Raw genomic sequence first — 17,037 nt, 5'->3', positions numbered from 1 at the left:
CCACAAAGACGCGTGAAAATCAAAGATGCTAGGCAAAATTGCGTTTCTATCGAAACGCAATTTGCTTTAGCGGGACAACCCGCCGCCTTGATGCGCCGGCTGGCACGTGTCACCTCTTGGGGAAAGTCAGCGAGGGGCGGACACATGGACATATTGGCTCTGGCATGCGGTTTGGCCGCGGCGGCGCTCGCCGTCCTGGCTTTTTGGCCGAAGACGATCATGCCCTTGCGCTGGGCCGCCATCGCCGCGAGCCTGCTGGCGATCGTCTATTTCGCCTGGATTCGAAACTGGCCATTTCTCGCGGCCAACGTGCTCATCTTGCCCCTCAACCTGTGGCGATTGCAGGAAATGCGCAAACTGCTCGCCGATGCCGAAAAGGCCAATCGCGAAGAGCTCAACTTCAGTTGGCTGACGCCCTACATGCAGCCGGTCGCCTTCGAGGCTGGCGAGGCCCTGTTCAACAAGGGCGACGAGGCCGATGCAGTCTATGTGCTCGCCGAAGGCCAGCTCAACCTGCCGGAGCTGGGCATTATCATCGGCCCTGGCGCGATGATCGGCGAAATGGGCCTGTTCACCGCCGGCAATCGCCGCCTGTCCGGAGCCCGGGCCATGGGGCCTGTGCGGGCATACCGCATGGCGTATCGGGATTTTGAGCAGCATTATTTCCAGAATCCGCAATTCGGCCTTTATCTGGTCCGCCTGATGATGCGCCGGCTGGAGAGCAATCTGTCGCGCTATTCCGGCGGTAAGGCAGGAAATGTGGCCGGAAACCCAACTGCACCGGCCGCGCCGCGGCCACAGGCCTGACGCACAAGGCCAAGGTCAAGAAAAGTAAGAGAATCCATCATGTCGATCCCTCTCGCCATCGCCCTCTTCATCACCATCTGGTGGACGGTTCTGTTCGCGGTCCTGCCGTTCGGCGTGCGCTCCCAGCACGAACAGGGCGAGGTCGTTCACGGTACGGATCCTGGCGCTCCGGTGGCGCCGCGTCTGCTGATGAAGGCACTCTGGACCACTATTATTTCAGCGGTCATTTTCGGTGGCTTTCTGGCCTATGTCGAATACGCTTGAGAGCGTGGGGGCAGTGGAATGCCCGCCAGAGGGCCTTCTGACTCTTAATCAGCGGGTCGAGCAGGGGATTGGTGCCGCAGGCTATTGACCCCGGGGGCCCCGGCGGATACTCAGGCCCGGCCTTGGGCTTGTTCCCGAGGCCTCGCTTGGGCTTTTGGGCCCACGGGAGCGCGTAGCTCAGCCGGTAGAGCATCTGACTTTTAATCAGAGGGTCATGGGTTCGAGTCCCATCGCGCTCACCACTTAAAGTGGTGATTTTATTAGAGAAAATGGTTGAGTATCGAAGACGCGCCGCCAGTTGAGCGCGCATGCGCGAAGGCGCCTTCGACCGCTTTGTCGAGGAAGAGCGCCCGAGTGTGTTGGATCATCCTCTTCGTCATCAACCAAGCATCGTCGCGGACGATGCGCCTTTGTCGATGATCTCCCCTATCATTTGAAACATCGCCTCGGAAGCGGCTCGGGTGTTCCTGGCTGACGAGCAGATCAAGGATTGCGCTGCGAGCTTTTGCCAATGCTCGCGCGCGACAACCATGCCGCCACGGCCTTTCGCGATGTCTGCAAAGTACCGCGCCGCATAGGTTCGCCTCGCTCGCGCGAAGGCTCCGCCCAATGTTTAAATCTCGCTCCGCTCACTCGATTGATGCCCATTATCGGATACATCATGGAATCGATCTAACTGAAATAATCGAAACGGCTTGAAAGAACTATTTTTCTAAGATAATCGATTTTATCCTTCTCGCTTGTTCCGTCGGAGAATGTCTCTTGCTGTCTGAAACTGATCTGCACAAGGCCGTCGATATCCTCATGGCGGCGCATCGCGATCGCAAACAAGCTGTGCAACTGTCGACGACTTTTCCTTCCATCGAGATCGAGGACTCCTATGCAATCTCGACCGAGGTCATGCGTCGAAAGGTCGAAGCTGGCGCCAAACTGATCGGGCATAAGGTTGGGCTGACTTCAAAGGCCATGCAGCGGTCCTCTCAGATCGACGAACCTGATTATGGCTACCTCCTCGACGACATGCTGGTCGCCGACGGTGCGAAGGTGCCACACGAAAACTACTGCCTGCCGCGTGTTGAAGTCGAACTGGCTTTCGTGCTCGGGAAAGCCCTTAAGGGGCCCGGGATCGGCCTCACGGATGTCCTTGCTGCAACCGATTATGTCGTGCCCGCGATTGAGATCGTCGATGCGCGGCTGCAAGACCAACGAAAGATATTCGACACCGTCGCCGACAATGGTGCGGCGGCCGGCCTGATTATGGGTGGTCGTCCGGTTCGTCCCATGGACGTCGATCTTCGCTGGGTGGGCGGGATCATGTATCGGAACTCAGAGATCGAAGAGACGGGGCTGGCCGCCGGCGTTCTGGGGCATCCGGCTCTGGGTGTTGCCTGGCTTGCCAACAAGCTTGGGCAATATGGACATTCAATGGAGGCGGGCCACATCGTTCTCGCTGGCTCTTTCACCAGGGTTGTTTACGCCAAAAAGGGCGACACATTGCACGGCGATTTCGGCCCGTTAGGCTCTCTCGCAGTGCAATTTGTGTGAGATGGCCATGGACATTCCGGCCAATACGTTCAAGCGCGCGCTTCGCCTAAAGAGCCGTCAAATCGGTCTGTGGTGCAGTCTTTGCAGTCCTATAGCCGGCGAGGTTGTCTCGCATTCCGGTTTCGATTGGCTTCTGTTCGACACCGAACATTCGCCGAACGAAGTGCCCGATGTTCTGGCGCTTCTGCAGGCCGCGCAAGGCAGCGAGGTGTCGTGCGTTGTGCGGCCAGCCGCGAACGATCCGGTCTTGATCAAGCGCTTTCTCGATATCGGCGCTCAGACGCTTCTCATTCCCTTCGTGCAGACAGCGGACGAAGCCCGAAAAGCAGTCGAGGCGACGCGCTATCCACCTGCCGGCATCCGCGGCGTGACGGGGAGCGGGCGAGCAAGCCGCTATGGCCGGGTCAAAGACTATTTTCAAAAAGCCAATGATGAGATTGGCCTGCTCGTGCAGATCGAAACGCAGCAGGCGCTTGCTCAACTCGAGGCGATCGCGCAAGTTGAAGGTGTCGATGGCGTTTTCATTGGACCCAACGACCTTGCTGCATCATTTGGCCATCTCGGCAACTGGCAACATCCCGACGTTCAGAATGCTCTCAAGGATGCCGGACAACGGCTTAAACGTCTTGGCGTGCCGGCCGGAATTCTCACGCCACATGAAGAAGAAGCGCGGCGCTTTATCACGTGGGGCTACAGCTTTGTCGCTGTCGGCGCCGATATTGGCTTGTTGGCGCGTGCGGCTGACAGTCTCGCGAAACGGTTCAAGACAGAAGAGTAGCGGTAAGCCTACAGCGCGTTGCGACTATTCGACGACCCAAGAGACAAAAGGATTTATCGAGGGAGGAAATCCATGCGCCTGACGACCTTTGCCGCTTTATTCATGGCCGCGCTCACCGCAACGCCCGGCGTGGCCCAAGACAATTATCCGAACCGCCTGATCTACCTGATCATCCCGCAGGCGGCCGGCAGCGCCAGCGATAACGGAGGGCGCCTGCTGGCGCAGGTGCTTAGCCAGGATCTCGGTCAGCAGGTGATCGTTGACAATCGCCCCGGCGCCGCCTTCGCCATAGGGCTTGACCATGTCGCCAAGTCTGCGCCCGACGGTTATACGCTGGGCATCGGCCCCATCGGCGCGTTGGCGATGACGCCACATGTGGTGCCCAAGCAGCCTTATGATGTGCAGCGCGATTTCACGCCGATCGCGCTGACGACGCGCGGGCAGATGCTACTCGCCGTCTCGCCGAAACTGCCGATCAATTCGGTGCGGGATCTGGTCGCCTATGCCAAGGCCAATCCAGGCAAGTTGTCGAACGCCTCGTCCGGCAATGGTTCGCCCGGCCATGTCGGTGGCGAGCTCTTCAAGATGATGGCTGGAACGAACATCGTGCACGTGCCGTATCGCGGCGGCAATATGGCAATCAACGATTTGATCGCCGGCCATGTGGAGGTGATCTTCGAGAGCTTGCAATCGATCGGGCCGTTCGTCAACGAAGGTAAGATCAAGGCACTCGCCGTGACCGGCGATCATCGTTCGCCGAGCTTCCCCGATCTGCCGACCGTGGCGGAAGCCGGCGTGCCTGGCTATGTCGCCGAGACCTGGACCGGACTGATTGGTCCGGCGAACATGCCGCGCCCCATCGTCGATAAACTCAACGCCGCGGTGAACCGCGCCATGACTTCCCAGGCCTTCAAAGACAAGTTTGCCAAGTTCGGCGACGAGCCGGGCGGCGGCACGCCGGAGGATCTTGCCAACGCCATCAAGAACGACTTCGCCAAATGGGGCGATCTGCTCAAGCAGACGGGGGTCAAGTTCGAATAGGGGCGCGGCCCGCGTCGCCATGCAGTGTGACTTGAAAGATTTTCGACGTTCAAACGCCATCATTGACTTCATGAGGGGAGAAGAATCGTGATGACCATCGTTCGTGTTCTGCTGGGCATGCTCGTTCTTGGCCAGGTTCTGGGCCACGCGTCTGTCATGGCGCAAACCTATCCGTCCCGTTCCATCCAAATCATCGTTCCTTTTCCTGCTGGAGGCCTGGCCGACGTCTTGACGCGGACGGTCGGCGAAGAGCTGTCGAAAGTTCTTGGCCAACCTGTGATCGCCGAGAACAAGCCGGGTGCCGGCGGCAATGTCGGCGCGAACCTGGTCGCGAAGGCCACGCCGGACGGCTATACGCTGATGATGACATCGGCCGGCATTCTGAGTGCCAACCAGTTCCTGTACAAGGATATGTCCTTCGATCCTGAGACGGCATTCGCGCCGATCTCCCTTGTCGCTGATATGCCGATGCTGGTCCTCGTCCACAAGAAGACCGACATTAAGACGCTTCAGGAACTCTTGGCCGCCGCCCGATCGAAGCCGCGCGGCTTGAATTTCGGCTCGGCCGGCGTGGGGACGACAGGACATCTCGGCCTAGCTCTGCTTATGCACGTGAGCCGTGTGGAGGTGAGCCATGTTCCTTATCGAGGCGCGGCTCCGGCGGTGAATGATCTGGTTGCCGGCCATGTCGACGGTGTCGTCGATAACCCTCCGATCTTGATGGATCACATTCAGGCGGGTACCGTCACCCCGCTCGCGGTCGCCGCGAAAAAGCGGCTGGCTCAGCTTCCCAATGTGCCGACGTCTGTTGAAGCTGGCTTGCCCGACTGGCAAATCTCGTCCTGGTTCGGTTTCGCCGCACCGGCGGGCACATCCGCGGACATCGTCAAAAAGCTGCAGGGCGCGGTCGCGCACGCGCTGCAGCAGCCCAACATCAAGAAATTTTTTAACGACAGCGCAATGGTGCCGGTCGGCAATACGCCGGAAGAGTTTGCAAAATATATCGGTGAAGAGCGGGTGAAATGGCGTGACGTCATCAGCGAAGCCAAGATTCAAGCCAACTGAAGCTTGGTGGCCGCTCGTTCTGAAGGTGTGCGATATGCATGAATGCCGAGTATCGTCTGTCCGTAGCGTCGACATCGCCGTTCGCGATATAAAGGCTGCGGAACGATTCTTCGTCGACGCATGGGGACTGCAACACTGCGCATTTCAAGACGGCGTAGTCTACCTTCGCGCCACGGACGCTCCCTTTCACGCGATAAGTCTGCGCGAAGCGGGGCAGCCGGCGCTGGTTCGCGTTGTCTTGGGAGCTGCGAACCGCGAACATGTCGACGAACTTTGGCAGCGTGTCCAAGCCAGCGGCCGACCGACGGACGGACCGCCGCGCGACGTGAAATGGCCGGGCGGCGGTTATGGCTTTGGGCTGCGCGATCCGGAGGGGCGCAGTTTCGCGGTGCTGAGCGATGCTGCTGATCATGCCGACACGTCGGCATCCATCGACCGGCCGCGAAAGATTTCTCACGTGAACATCAATTGCCGCGACAATGATGCGACATTTGAGTTCTTCCGTGACGTGCTTGGCTTCAAGCTTTCCGACCAGACCAAGAAATTTCGCTTCCTGCGCTGCAACGAGGATCATCATTCGATGGTTCTCGGCTTCGACAGCAATTCCGATCTCAATCATGTGGCCTTCGAGCTGTCGGACCTCGAATCGGTTATGCGCGGAATCGGCCGGATGCGAGATCATGGGCACGCCGTTGAGTGGGGGCCGGGGCGGCACGGCCCGGGCGATAATGTTTTTGCTTACTTCTGCGGGCCCGAGGATTTTCCCATCGAGTATACGTCTGAGATGCAAGCCGTCGACGACAGCCATCACGTGCGGTCAGCCGACGAATGGAAATGGCCGCCCGGTCGGCTGGATCATTGGGGCGTGATGCCGGGCCCCAGCAAGCGCGTCGAAGAGGCCGGAAGCCTGTTCCCGTTTGCTGCTGACGGCTATCGCCTGGACTCTGAATGAGTGTTTTAAAAGGTAGGGCTATGAACGACGCGGCGACGAGCGGTGAGTACGTCACAAAGAATTTCAAATTCGGAAGCCAACAAATTCTTGAAGAGCTGCGTCAGGGTTATCTGACGCTTGGCGAGCCAACGCTTGACGCCCGTGGTCGCGTTACCAATGCCGTATTGCTGCTCCACAATACGACAGGCACCGGCGCGGACTGGCTGTCACCGGAGATGGCCGATCACCTGTTCGGCCCCGGTCAACCGCTGGACGCATCTCGTTATTATATCGTGATGCCCGATTGCATTGGCTTTGGTCGATCAAGCAAACCAAGCGACGGGCTGCGGGCTCGCTTCCCGAACTATCGTTACGCGGATCAGGTGCGCGCGCAGCAGCTGCTTTTGTCTGAGCATTTGAAAATCGACCATCTCCGTCTTGTTCTCGGGCTTTCGATGGGCGGTATGCTGACGTGGCTGTGGGGAACGATGTATCCTGACGCGATGGATGCGTTGGTCCCCATTGCGTGCCAGCCAACGGCTATGAGCGGGCGAAACTGGCTGCAAAGGCGTATGTCAATCGAGGCCATTCGCAACGACCCGGGTTGGAATGGCGGTGATTATGTCACCCAGCCCAGCTATTATTCCTTGTTGCCGATTGGCGCCATCTTCGTTCAGAGCGTCGCGCGGATTCAGGATGCCGCGCCGACACGCGAGGCGACGGATGCCTATTATCGCAACATGGTTGAAAAGGCGCGGAAGGGCGATGCCAACGACCGGCTCTATCAGGTTGAGTCGTCGATGGACTACGATCCGTATCCCATGCTCGATCAGGTGCGGGCTACGGTCCTGACGATCAATTTCGAAGACGATGAGCTCAACCCGCCGGAGCTTGGTTCTGTCGCCAAGGGCTTGGCCCATGTTGCGAACGCGCGCAGCGTTTTATTGCCGACGACGGCCGATTCCAAAGGGCACTACTCGACGCAGCAAGCGCAAAGGTGGAGTGGCCCCTTGGTTGAGTTCCTGCGCCAAATGTCTTTTGCAGATGGCGTCTCAACGAAGGCGTCTGCGTGATTTCGGCGATCCGCCACCGTTATTTGGATGCTTTCTGCGCGGCGATATGAACGGCTTTGCGCGCGTTGGCCCCGGCGCGCGCGATGTGCTTCTCCAGGAGCCGGCAGGCCAGATCGGCTTTCCGCGCCAAGGCCGCCTCGGTAATGGCCTTGTGCTCCGTGGTATTGGCCTTCTCTTCGCTGTGAATGAGATAGACGCGCCGGTATCGATCGCTGTGGTCGTGCAGAACAGAGCAGAATTGTAGCAACAGGGGCATCCGGCACGCGGAGATCAGCGTGAGATGGAATTCGCGATGGGCGCGCTCCCAGTCGTCGAAGCCAGTCTTTGTTTTCCGCTCGGTTTTGTTCAGGATATAGAGCGCCGCCGTGACTTTGGACTCCCACTCCAGGTCGCCCTTTGCGATCGCTTCGCGGAGCGCAAAAATCTCGAACTCAGACCGCATTCGGGTGACGTGAGTTTGGTCTTCCTCGGACATGGGAGGAACGCGATAACCGCGTTGATCCTCGATCAGAATGAGGCCTTCGGAGCTTAAGCGCGAAAGGGCCTCGCGCAGCGGGCTCAAGCTGACACCGAACTCTTCTCGCAGTTGAACGAGAGAAAGGCGAGCACCGGGCGCTAGCTGGCCTGAGACGATGGCGTGGCGCAACTGAGCAGTGAGCGACGTTGCCAGCGTCGTGGACAGTGAAGTGGGGCGGGCATCGTCGGTCGGCAGGTTAAAGGACATAAATCCCCTCGGTGAATCGCGCTCAATGTATGGGGTGTCGCCGATCATGTTCAAATGGATTTTGCTTAACTCATCGATTTTATTTCATAAATCGATTATTTGCGGGCTGGTGCAGAACCGCACTGGCCGCTCGCAACCGATCTTATTCGCGATCGACACCGCAGCCGCCCCCACACCCCTCACGCCGCCGCGATCGCAATGTCGCGCGAGACGCAGCCGAATGGGCCTTCACACCCCGCTCTAATCGGTCGCCATCTGGAAGGTGATTCCTGCAGAACACTAAGTGCTGTCCACAGGCAGATCCAGACACTTGCGCGAAGTTTTATCTAAATTTGCGCCGTAACTTTGACATATAGCAGGGTGTCGTTTAGCGATATATTCATACGTATATAACGATAGCGAATATGTGGCAGCGCTCGGGGGATGTTGGGGTGATGGCTCAATCGCGTGGTCTGCGTGCTGCTTGTGTGTTGAACCAGAGCAAGGGCGCCGTTGTTCAGCCGCCGCTCTCATTTTCTCCTCAAGGTTTGGCAATCAAAACCTCCGCGGCGAAGTATTCGCCGGCCGGTTCACAGGCGCGCTTCTTTTACCCTGGGCGTGGTTACGACCTCTTTGTCACGATGACGGCCATGGCGGCCTTGCTGGTGCTGTCGCTCCCCGTCCTGGCCGAGCCCAGAGGTGGGACGGTTGTCGATGGCGCCGCGGCGATCTCGCAGGTGGGCGCCGCCACCAACATCAATCAGTCGAGCAACAGGGCCATCATCAATTGGCAGGGCTTCTCGGTCGGCGCGAACGAGACGGTCAATTTCTACCAACCGGGTGCTTCGTCGGTGACGCTCAACCGTGTCATCGGCAATGAGGCTAGTGTGATCAACGGGGCCATCAACGCCAATGGCCAGGTTTTCATCGTCAACTCGGCCGGCGTTCTGTTCGGCGGGGGATCGCAGATCAATGTCGGTGGCCTCGTCGCGTCGACGCTCGACATTTCCAACCAGGACTTCATGGCCGGGAACTATACTTTTTCCGGCACCTCGAACGCTTCGGTAATCAACCAGGGTCGCATTCGCGCCCACAGCGGCGGCTATGTCGCGCTCCTCGGCAAGACGGTGTCGAACGAGGGCGTGATCTCGGCCCGGCTCGGCACGGTGGCGATGGCCGCTGGCGAGAAGATGACGCTGAACTTCGGCGGCAACTCGTTGCTCGATGTGACCATAGACAAGGGCACGCTGAACGCATTGGTCGAGAACAAGCGCGCCATTCGCGCCAATGGCGGCCAGGTGATCATGACCGCGAAGGCCGCCGACCAGCTCCTCTCGGCTCAGGTCAACAACACCGGTATTGTGCAGGCGCGCACGGTGGGCGCGCTCAGGGGCGGTACGACGTCTTCCGGCAATGTGCGCGTCGGTAAGATCAAAATCCTGGCCGAAGGCGGCAGGGTGAATATTTCCGGCAGGCTCGATGCTTCGGCGCCCAGGGGCGGCAACGGCGGTTTTATCGAGACCAGCGGCGCCAAGGTGAAAATCGCGGATGGCGCCGTCATCACCACAAAAGCCGCTGCGGGTAGGAGCGGCACCTGGCTGATCGATCCGACCGATTTCAACATCGTCGCAGGCAGCGGCGCGCTGACCGGCAGTGGGATTGGTGCGGCGACGCTCGCCAATAATCTTGCCAATGGCAATGTGATGATCGCCACCGTTGCGGGTGGCACTGAGAATGGCGACATCAACGTCAACGCCGCCGTGAGCTGGCAGGCCGACACCATTCTGACGCTGAACGCGCACAACAATATCAATATCAACGAAGCCATCACCGCGACGGGGAATGCGGCGGGTCTGACGCTGAACGCCGGCAACAATATCAACATCAACAACGCCGTCAGTTTCTCGGGCGCCAATGCCACGCTGGTGATGAATTACGGCGGCTACAATGGGACAAGCGTGCTCACGCCAGCGGCGGGCACGGATTGCAATATCCGCACTAGGGCGAGCTATAGCGGCACGGTGTTAGACGATAATGGCATCCCAGTCGCTAAGCAGGATACAAGCGGCGGCGTCTACGGCAGCATCACGTTCTCAAACAGCGCAAATGCCAACGGGCTGACCATCAATGGGCAGGCCTACACGCTCATTCATAGTATGGCGCAACTGCCGGCCATCAGCGGCGTCAGCGGATATTTTGCACTGGCTCAGGATCTCAATTCCTCGGGCACTTATACCGCTGCGGTGATCACGAGCCTGGATGGCACGTTTACTGGGCTGGGTCATACGATCAGCAATCTGACGATTGCGGAGCCGCTCCCAGCTCCCGTTATCCCCATTCCCACTGGTTTGATCGGGACTGTCCAAAGCGGTAGCGTGATCCGCGATATAGGCCTTCTGAATGTCAACGTCACCGCATACAGCAGGGTTGGTGGTCTGGTCGGGGAGAATTTGGGCGGCGCGATCAACGGAGCCTATGTAACCGGCTCGGTATCGGGAGCAATCACCGTCGGTGGCCTTGTCGGTTTCAATGGTAGTGACCTCACGGGCCGTGGCGGTGTCATTTCGAGTTCCTATTCCGCAGCTGCGGTGTCGGGCTCTGCTAATTATGATGCGTTTCAGTACATCGGTGGGCTCGTCGGATGGAATACCGGCGCCAACAGCAAGATCACTGCATCCCATGCCACGGGCTCAGTAGCATGGCCCGGGGCTTCGCCGACTAGCAATACAGACATTGGTGGATTGGCAGGCCGAAATTTGAACGGCACCATCGCCAACTCCTACGCTACGGGAAACATAACGGTCAATGACGGGGCCGGAAATGTTGGTGGTCTGGTTGGCTTTGGTGGCGGGGCCACCGGTATCATCAGCTATTCCTTCGCGACTGGCAACGTCACGGGCGGGTTAATGAACGTTGGCGGTCTCATGGGGCAGAACTTGGCCGGTGGCCGTATCACGGGTTCTTATGCCACGGGTAACATAACGGCCGGAAAAAATGACAGCGTCTCTCAGAATTTCGGCGGTTTAGTCGGATTGAATAGTGGAGGTGCCAGTACCATTACCGATTCTTTTGCCAACGGGAATGTAACGGTCAACGGCGGCAATTACGCCGGTGGGCTGGTCGGCAATAACAGCGGCACGATCAGCGGTTCAACCGCCAATGGAAATGTAAACGGCAGTCCCATTAGTGACGCTATGGGCGGGTTGGTTGGAAACAACAGCGGCACCATCACCGGCTCCCGCTCCAATGGTGACGTGACGGGTCAGACCGCGGGTGGTCTGGTTGGAAGCAACTCGGGCACCATCAATAATTCCACCGCAAACGGCTCGGTAAATTCGAGAACAGGCGGTGGCCAAGATATCGCGCATACGAATACTGGCACGGTCACCAACAGTACCTATCGTGATGTCAAGGCAGAGCAACGCGCGGAAGCCGAGCGCCTTGAGGCTGAACGCATCGAGGCCGCGCGCGTTGAAGCGGCTCGTGTTGAGGCGGCGCGCGTCGAAGCCGCACGCATTGAGGCGGCTCGTCTTGAGGCTGCACGCGTCGAAACAGCCCGCGTCGAAGCCGCGGCGCGGGCAGCGTTTCAGTCCGAGGCGGCGCGCACCGGCAGCACGGTCGCAAACACTGATCCGAGCCTGTCGTCCGCTGCGCCGCCGGCGACGGCGGCACCGATCAAGGCGACGCGAGACGCCGCAGATAATGAGGCGGTTGACGCTGGCTTCAAACAGGTCGAGCAGCAAGCCTCGTCCGAGGACGAGCGACGCGAAAACGAGCGCAAGGCGGCAGCCGCCAGAGCCGCTGCAGCGGCAGCCGCTGCCCACCGTGCCAGCGTCCAGCGTGCCAACGCCAACCGTGCCGGCGGCGGATCGGGCGGGGGCTATGGCGCGACCATCCGCAGCATCGATGTTGATGGCCAGCGCTTCAATCTGGAAGGCGGGGGTGGCAGCAACAATAGCGGCGCACCAGCTTCTGGCGGCGCGCAATAGCAGCATGCGGCAGCGCCGACACGGCTTGGCCGCGTCGTCTGCCATCAGACAGATCAAAGCGTTCCGCGCCTGCGGAACGGCGTTAGGGGCCGGTGGGCTGCCGGCAGATTAAAGGGGCTGAGGTGGTGGGATCGGATCATTGCGCGCTGCGCCGCAGGCGGCGCACCAGCGGCGCGGTACGGACATCGTGGACGTCATCGGCACGGCATATGCTGCCCGTTGCGGTGGGCGCGCTCTTGGCTACGCCTCAGGCCTTTGCGCAGACACTGCCGTTTAACATCGGCGATGCGGTGCGCCAGTCCGAGGCGACGCGTAACGCCGCGCCGCAGCCGCGCGTTGGCACGCCGATATTGCCTATGTTGGTAGAACCGCCCTTCGTCCTCAAGGACAAGGAGAGGCTGTTCGTTCGGCGTTTTAAGTTGGAAGGACCGCAGCTCGTTAACGAGGCGCAGACGCAGGCGCTTCTCGCGCCCTACGAAGGCCGCAAGCTCACCATTGCCGAGATTTACGAGGCTGCGGACAAGATCACCACGCTGTATCGCACCGAGGGCTATCTCGTCGCCAAGGCCTATGTGCCGGCGCAGAACGCCACAAGCGGCACGCTGCAAATCAAGATCGTGCCCGGTAAATATGGCGCGGTGACGCTCAAGAACGAGTCTCTGGTGCGCGACCAGTACATGCAAAGTGTGCTCGACAGCGCGCTCAAGAACGAGACCTATATCCATAAGGATCGGCTTGAGCGTGCCATGCTGCTGATGTCGGACCTTGCCGGCGCCGGCGTGCCACGCATCGCGATAGGCCCAGGCAAGGCGCCGGAAACCTCCGATTTCGTGTTCGGCGTGCCGGAAGGCCGCCGCGTCGACGGCTACCTGCTCGGCGACAATTATGGTTCGCCCTACACCGGGCGCAACCGTCTCAGCGCTGGCTTCAACCTTAATTCGCCGTTTGGCTTCGGGGATCGGTTGTCAGCCTATGGCATTTTGTCGGAGAACGCCAAACTCAAAAACGGCCGCGTTGCTTATTCGATGCCGCTTGGTTCTGATGGGCTTCGCGCCGAGATCAGTGCGTTTCGCACCACTTATAAACTCGGTGGCATCTATCAGAACCTCGATGCCACTGGCACCGCTAACGGCATAGCCGGAACGCTGACCTATGCGATTAAACGCCAGCGGGACGAGAGCATTTATGTCTCGGCCAACTACACGCACAAATCGCTCAATGACAACATCCTCGGTCTTTCTCTCTCCCATCGCGTGATTGATGAGGGAATCATCGCAGTCACCCGCGAGGCCCAGGACAGCCTTCTTGGCCTGCCGTGGTTCACCAACGCGACGCTGTCGTTGACCGTGGGCCGGGTGAACTTCCCCGATCCTGCCCAGCTTGCCACGAACCGGCTCGGCGTCGACACCGCGGGGGGCTTCTCCAAACTCAATCTGCAGGCGACCTCGACGCTGGCCCTCCTGGAAAACCTGTCGCTGAACACGACGGTCCGCGCGCAGCGGTCGCTGTCGGGGAACCTGGATTCCAGCGAGCAGTTCGGCCTCACAGGCTTCTGGGGCGTGCGCTCGTTCGACGAGGGCCTGGCCGGAGATCATGGTTATCTGATCACGCCCGAACTGAAATATGCGCTGCCAGGCTTCAACGGCTACAGCCATGCGCTCGGCCTGTTCACTGATGTCGGTGCTGTGTGGATCGCGAATCCGTCCTACACCACCACTCAAAGAGCCTATACCCGGCTCAACGACGTCGGCATCGGCTATTATGCCACCTACGAATATTCGCCGGGGCGGCAATTGTTGCTCAAGGCGCAGGCCGCGCACAGCTATGGCGGAAGCGGCGGCGCGCTCAGCTATGATAAGCGCACCAAGGTCCTGCTGCAGGTGGGCTTTACATTCTGATGCGCCGCGGCCCCGCCACGCGATGAGAGCGAGGCGGAGACCAGCCCGTCGGGAAGCGTCATGAAACGGATGCTGATCGGGTATGCCTTCGCCGCCTCGCTGGCGCTGCATTCGGTGCTGGCGCTGCCGTTTGTGGTGCAGAGCCCGGTGGAGCGGCTGCCCGACGAACTGCCGACGCTGGCCATCGAGTTGCAGGGCGCGGTCTCCGATCAACAAGTCGAGGAACGGACCGAGCAACAGGCGCCCAAGCCGCCGCAACAGCGACAACAGCCGCCAGAGTCGCAACAACAGCAGCAGCAACAACACGCACCGCCGCCCGAACCACCGGACGAGGCCGGCGACAAGCCGCCGGAACCTCAGCCGCAAACTTCAGCGCGGCCCGAGCCGCAGTCGGTGCTGACACAGGCGCCCCCGACAGACGATCCCGACGAGCAGCAGGAGGCGCGGATCCTTCAAGCCGAGCGTGATCGCGAAGCCGATCGCCTTCGCGAATACATCAAACGCCTGACCAGAAAGGTTCAAGCCAATCTCGTCTATCCGAGCGAAGGCCGCAGAGCCGGCTTGCAAGGCAATGCCACGGTGTCCTTCAGGCTTGCTCCTGATGGGCAGATCAAGCCCGGCACCCTAGTCATCGCGGCGAGCAGCGGCCAGCCGAAGCTCGACGCTAGTGCGCTCGCCACCGCCCGGATCTGCGCTCCCTTCGAGCCGCCGCCACGGGAGATGACCGTCACCCTCGTCGTCGGTTATGGGAGGAAAAAATAAGCCCAAAGGAGAGCGTTCCGGCTTTTTTCAAAGTCCATGTTTTTGACGTCGCGTGATACATTGGTGGCTGAAAAGTGCTCATAAACAGTTTTGCTGCATGGCGGCTGCGGAATTCTGGCGGGCGATTGCGCCTGCTGCCGCCGCACCCATGCCGGTGGCCGCACTTGCGATGCCGGCCGCCGATCCGCCAAAGGGTATGAGGCCGACGATGCCCGAGAAGACAGCCGTTCCCGTTGCTGTTGCTTGGGCGTTTCTCATGGCCTCTTCGCACCTCTGGCCGTTGCGTTGCGCCGTTTGCTGCTGTTGCTGGCGAGGCTGTTGCTGAGCCGCCCTACGGCTGCCGCGAGATGGTTCTTCCAGTCCCTGTGCTTTACGTTTCGCATAAGCCTTGATGTTGGCCGCTCTCTCCGCCGCGGACAGGCCGACATCGTCGGCCACCGCCATGGACGGGGATGCGGTAATTGCGAACATGGATGCGCATACGATTAAATATTTCAGCATGATCTTTCCCCCCCAATTGTTGGAATAAGATCATTGCTATTGGCTGGGATATTCGGGATCAAACCGTATTGATTGCAATTTGTCGGTCAATTTACATTGCGCTGACCGAAGCAAACCGATAGTTGCGCGCGCGATCTGGCCTTATGAAGCAGGCTCATTTGGCAGCGGGAACGGCGCGGCGTCCATGGAGTGTTGTTCTGCCTTGGCGCGTTCTGGATCGTAGACGAAGCCATGTTTGCGGGCGATGTCCTTGCGCGCTTGCAGAAAGATCCTGCCAATCTCGAAAAGGCGCTGGGTCGGAATTAGGTGCAAGCGCCGGCGATCCTTGGGGTCGGGTGTGCGCACAAGCGTGCCGGAAGCGACCATGTCGTCGATATGTCGGGTGATGGTGACATCGCTGGTGAAGGCTTCGAAATAGGTCGCCACTTGCTTCACTGTTAGTATCTCTCCCTGCAGCCATTTGTGGCCGATCAGGGTGAAGATCATGTCGGCCTCGAAGATGCTGCGCCAGGGATGCTTCAGAAAGCCGCCCTTGATCATGTGCCGGCGAAATTCGGCGCGATATTCAAGCCATGACACATCCGACGCGAGCACGGCGCGCTGTTCCTGATCGAGCGCTACCTCCGAAAACAAGTCGAGAGACAGCGCGTCATCCATGTCTTCCTTGGAGGGGAGTGTTGTCTTGGCGTTCTTCACGAGGCGGCTTTCCGATGATGAGGAAGCTTCATTTTAGGCTTTAAATGCGGGAGACCGCAATCAGCGGTTGCGTCTTCAGTCTTCCGCCAGTTTGCGGAGCCCTGGTCGGATAATTGTCACGCTTGCCCATTCTTCGAATTCGATCGCGCCAGCGCCATACCCTCCGGAGAGGCCGAGGCTCCCCAGAAAATTAGCCGAAGAATTGTAGCTAATTGTCCCTTCGGGCTCAGGGTGGGAGCCGCTACAGCTGAATCAAGGTTGATCCTCATTCGGAGGTTCATCTCGGCGGTCTGGAACGCAGGCGGCCAGAGGAGGCTTGTGGGACATCTGCGCCGTACCTGACGGCGGGGGCGGGACGTCAAGCGACACAATTGATTTTTCATCCTTCGGGCGTGCGCGCGCCCGTCGCCGGCGAAGCTTTGTCCAGCATTGATCAATTTAATCGGAAAACAGGGATGGGTTTATGATGAGCATTGAAATTTCGAAAACGGCCACGCGAGACGGAAGCCCGGCGTCTACATCAGGCGTGGTCAGTGGCGCCGCTGCCATTCTGTACGCTGCATGGTTCGGTTTTCTTGCCAGAGTCGTTTTCACCTTCATGTTCTGGTCGAGCGGACTGGCGAAGTTGATCGACTTCAATACAGGGCTCGCCGAAATGTCGCGTTTCGGCTTGGAGCCGGCATGGCTGTTTTACTTTGTCACTGTCGTCATTTTGCTCAGCGGTTCATTGCTGATCATCCTCGACCGCTGGACATGGCTGGGAGCTGGAGTCCTGGCTGTGTTCACCATTCTGACCATTCCTATCGCCCACCATTTTTGGACGATGGAGGAGCCCCTAAGAACCATGGAATTTCACGTGGCGATGGAACACATCACCGTGGTTGGCGCCCTAATGACCGTGACTTACGCATCTGGCCGAAGAAACTAAACAAGGGGGGAAGGGCGCACGTCAGCGTAATTCGCTGACGTTGTGTTCTCGCGCGG

General features: G+C 59.5%; 16 protein-coding genes and 1 tRNA gene. 14 read left to right on the top strand and 3 right to left on the bottom strand.

Features of this window, described 5'->3' with window-relative positions; genetic code table 11:
* Positions 1-144: 144 nt before the first annotated feature.
* The 10 genes from BLW50_RS11420 (at position 145) to BLW50_RS11375 (ending at position 7,504) form a co-directional block, all read left to right on the top strand.
* Positions 145-807, top strand: a complete 663-nt coding sequence (locus BLW50_RS11420; RefSeq protein WP_170850114.1) for a Crp/Fnr family transcriptional regulator — start codon at positions 145-147, stop codon at positions 805-807.
* Positions 808-846: 39 nt separating this feature from the next.
* Complete coding sequence (locus BLW50_RS11415) at positions 847-1,071, top strand: DUF1467 family protein (RefSeq protein ID WP_090701978.1); 225 nt, start codon at positions 847-849, stop codon at positions 1,069-1,071.
* Between the two features lie 166 nt (positions 1,072-1,237).
* Positions 1,238-1,313, top strand: a tRNA-Lys gene (locus tag BLW50_RS11410).
* Positions 1,314-1,379: 66 nt separating this feature from the next.
* Positions 1,380-1,508 (top strand): hypothetical protein, encoded by a 129-nt coding sequence (locus BLW50_RS31245; protein WP_280141458.1) that lies wholly within the window; start codon positions 1,380-1,382, stop codon positions 1,506-1,508.
* A gap of 325 nt (positions 1,509-1,833) precedes the next feature.
* The gene (hpaH, locus tag BLW50_RS11400) at positions 1,834-2,616 is read left to right on the top strand and encodes a 2-oxo-hept-4-ene-1,7-dioate hydratase (protein ID WP_090701970.1); all 783 of its coding nucleotides are present in this window, start codon (positions 1,834-1,836) and stop codon (positions 2,614-2,616) included.
* 1 nt (position 2,617) lies between these two features.
* Positions 2,618-3,394 (top strand): HpcH/HpaI aldolase family protein, encoded by a 777-nt coding sequence (locus BLW50_RS11395; protein WP_348272819.1) that lies wholly within the window; start codon positions 2,618-2,620, stop codon positions 3,392-3,394.
* 72 nt (positions 3,395-3,466) lie between these two features.
* Positions 3,467-4,435, top strand: coding sequence for a Bug family tripartite tricarboxylate transporter substrate binding protein (locus BLW50_RS11390; RefSeq protein ID WP_090701966.1), 969 nt, complete (start codon positions 3,467-3,469; stop codon positions 4,433-4,435).
* Between the two features lie 90 nt (positions 4,436-4,525).
* Entirely contained in the window at positions 4,526-5,500 is a 975-nt protein-coding gene (locus BLW50_RS11385; protein WP_090701963.1) for a Bug family tripartite tricarboxylate transporter substrate binding protein, read from the top strand.
* Between the two features lie 34 nt (positions 5,501-5,534).
* A complete protein-coding gene (locus BLW50_RS11380; protein WP_090701959.1) occupies positions 5,535-6,452 on the top strand; it encodes a VOC family protein in 918 nt (305 codons plus the stop codon).
* Between the two features lie 20 nt (positions 6,453-6,472).
* Positions 6,473-7,504: an alpha/beta fold hydrolase gene (locus tag BLW50_RS11375; RefSeq protein ID WP_170850113.1), complete on the top strand. Its 1,032-nt coding sequence runs from the start codon at positions 6,473-6,475 to the stop codon at positions 7,502-7,504.
* 19 nt (positions 7,505-7,523) lie between these two features.
* Here the strand turns inward: BLW50_RS11375 and BLW50_RS11370 are convergent, their stop codons facing one another.
* The gene (locus BLW50_RS11370; protein WP_090701954.1) at positions 7,524-8,228 is read right to left on the bottom strand and encodes a GntR family transcriptional regulator; all 705 of its coding nucleotides are present in this window, start codon (positions 8,226-8,228) and stop codon (positions 7,524-7,526) included.
* Between the two features lie 434 nt (positions 8,229-8,662).
* On the opposite strand from BLW50_RS11370, the gene BLW50_RS11365 reads away from it, so the two are divergent.
* The 3 genes from BLW50_RS11365 (at position 8,663) to BLW50_RS30345 (ending at position 14,856) form a co-directional block, all read left to right on the top strand.
* Positions 8,663-12,196 carry a two-partner secretion domain-containing protein gene (locus BLW50_RS11365; protein WP_170850112.1) on the top strand — a complete coding sequence of 1,178 codons (3,534 nt, stop codon included), beginning with the start codon at positions 8,663-8,665 and terminating at the stop codon, positions 12,194-12,196.
* A gap of 236 nt (positions 12,197-12,432) precedes the next feature.
* A complete protein-coding gene (locus tag BLW50_RS11360) occupies positions 12,433-14,094 on the top strand; it encodes a ShlB/FhaC/HecB family hemolysin secretion/activation protein (RefSeq protein ID WP_244544212.1) in 1,662 nt (553 codons plus the stop codon).
* 60 nt (positions 14,095-14,154) lie between these two features.
* Positions 14,155-14,856 carry an energy transducer TonB gene (locus BLW50_RS30345; RefSeq protein ID WP_139267576.1) on the top strand — a complete coding sequence of 234 codons (702 nt, stop codon included), beginning with the start codon at positions 14,155-14,157 and terminating at the stop codon, positions 14,854-14,856.
* 78 nt (positions 14,857-14,934) lie between these two features.
* Here BLW50_RS30345 and BLW50_RS11350 read toward each other — a convergent pair whose 3' ends face one another.
* Positions 14,935-15,357: a hypothetical protein gene (locus BLW50_RS11350; RefSeq protein ID WP_090701940.1), complete on the bottom strand. Its 423-nt coding sequence runs from the start codon at positions 15,355-15,357 to the stop codon at positions 14,935-14,937.
* Between the two features lie 141 nt (positions 15,358-15,498).
* Positions 15,499-16,053, bottom strand: a complete 555-nt coding sequence (locus BLW50_RS11345; RefSeq protein ID WP_244544211.1) for a helix-turn-helix domain-containing protein — start codon at positions 16,051-16,053, stop codon at positions 15,499-15,501.
* A 463-nt stretch (positions 16,054-16,516) separates the two neighbouring features.
* On the opposite strand from BLW50_RS11345, the gene BLW50_RS11340 reads away from it, so the two are divergent.
* Positions 16,517-16,981, top strand: coding sequence for a DoxX family protein (locus tag BLW50_RS11340; RefSeq protein WP_244544210.1), 465 nt, complete (start codon positions 16,517-16,519; stop codon positions 16,979-16,981).
* Positions 16,982-17,037 lie beyond the last annotated feature (56 nt).

Source organism: Beijerinckia sp. 28-YEA-48 (genome assembly GCF_900104955.1).
In the GTDB taxonomy this organism is placed as follows: Bacteria; Pseudomonadota; Alphaproteobacteria; order Rhizobiales; family Beijerinckiaceae; genus Terripilifer.
The sequence above is the reverse complement of the archived record's forward strand: the minus strand, read 5'-3'. Positions and strand labels throughout refer to the sequence as shown.

Bases quoted from the DNA above. Each gene is read 5' to 3' on its own strand.
- BLW50_RS11420 (WP_170850114.1), top strand. From the start codon at position 145: ATGGACATATTGGCTCTGGCATGCGGTTTGGCCGCGGCGGCGCTCGCC.
- BLW50_RS11415 (WP_090701978.1), top strand. From the start codon at position 847: ATGTCGATCCCTCTCGCCATCGCCCTCTTCATCACCATCTGGTGGACG.
- BLW50_RS31245 (WP_280141458.1), top strand. From the start codon at position 1,380: ATGCGCGAAGGCGCCTTCGACCGCTTTGTCGAGGAAGAGCGCCCGAGT.
- BLW50_RS11395 (WP_348272819.1), top strand. From the start codon at position 2,618: ATGGCCATGGACATTCCGGCCAATACGTTCAAGCGCGCGCTTCGCCTA.
- BLW50_RS11390 (WP_090701966.1), top strand. From the start codon at position 3,467: ATGCGCCTGACGACCTTTGCCGCTTTATTCATGGCCGCGCTCACCGCA.
- BLW50_RS11385 (WP_090701963.1), top strand. From the start codon at position 4,526: ATGACCATCGTTCGTGTTCTGCTGGGCATGCTCGTTCTTGGCCAGGTT.
- BLW50_RS11380 (WP_090701959.1), top strand. From the start codon at position 5,535: ATGCATGAATGCCGAGTATCGTCTGTCCGTAGCGTCGACATCGCCGTT.
- BLW50_RS11375 (WP_170850113.1), top strand. From the start codon at position 6,473: ATGAACGACGCGGCGACGAGCGGTGAGTACGTCACAAAGAATTTCAAA.
- BLW50_RS11370 (WP_090701954.1), bottom strand. From the start codon at position 8,228: ATGTCCTTTAACCTGCCGACCGACGATGCCCGCCCCACTTCACTGTCC.
- BLW50_RS11365 (WP_170850112.1), top strand. From the start codon at position 8,663: ATGGCTCAATCGCGTGGTCTGCGTGCTGCTTGTGTGTTGAACCAGAGC.
- BLW50_RS30345 (WP_139267576.1), top strand. From the start codon at position 14,155: ATGAAACGGATGCTGATCGGGTATGCCTTCGCCGCCTCGCTGGCGCTG.
- BLW50_RS11350 (WP_090701940.1), bottom strand. From the start codon at position 15,357: ATGCTGAAATATTTAATCGTATGCGCATCCATGTTCGCAATTACCGCA.
- BLW50_RS11340 (WP_244544210.1), top strand. From the start codon at position 16,517: ATGATGAGCATTGAAATTTCGAAAACGGCCACGCGAGACGGAAGCCCG.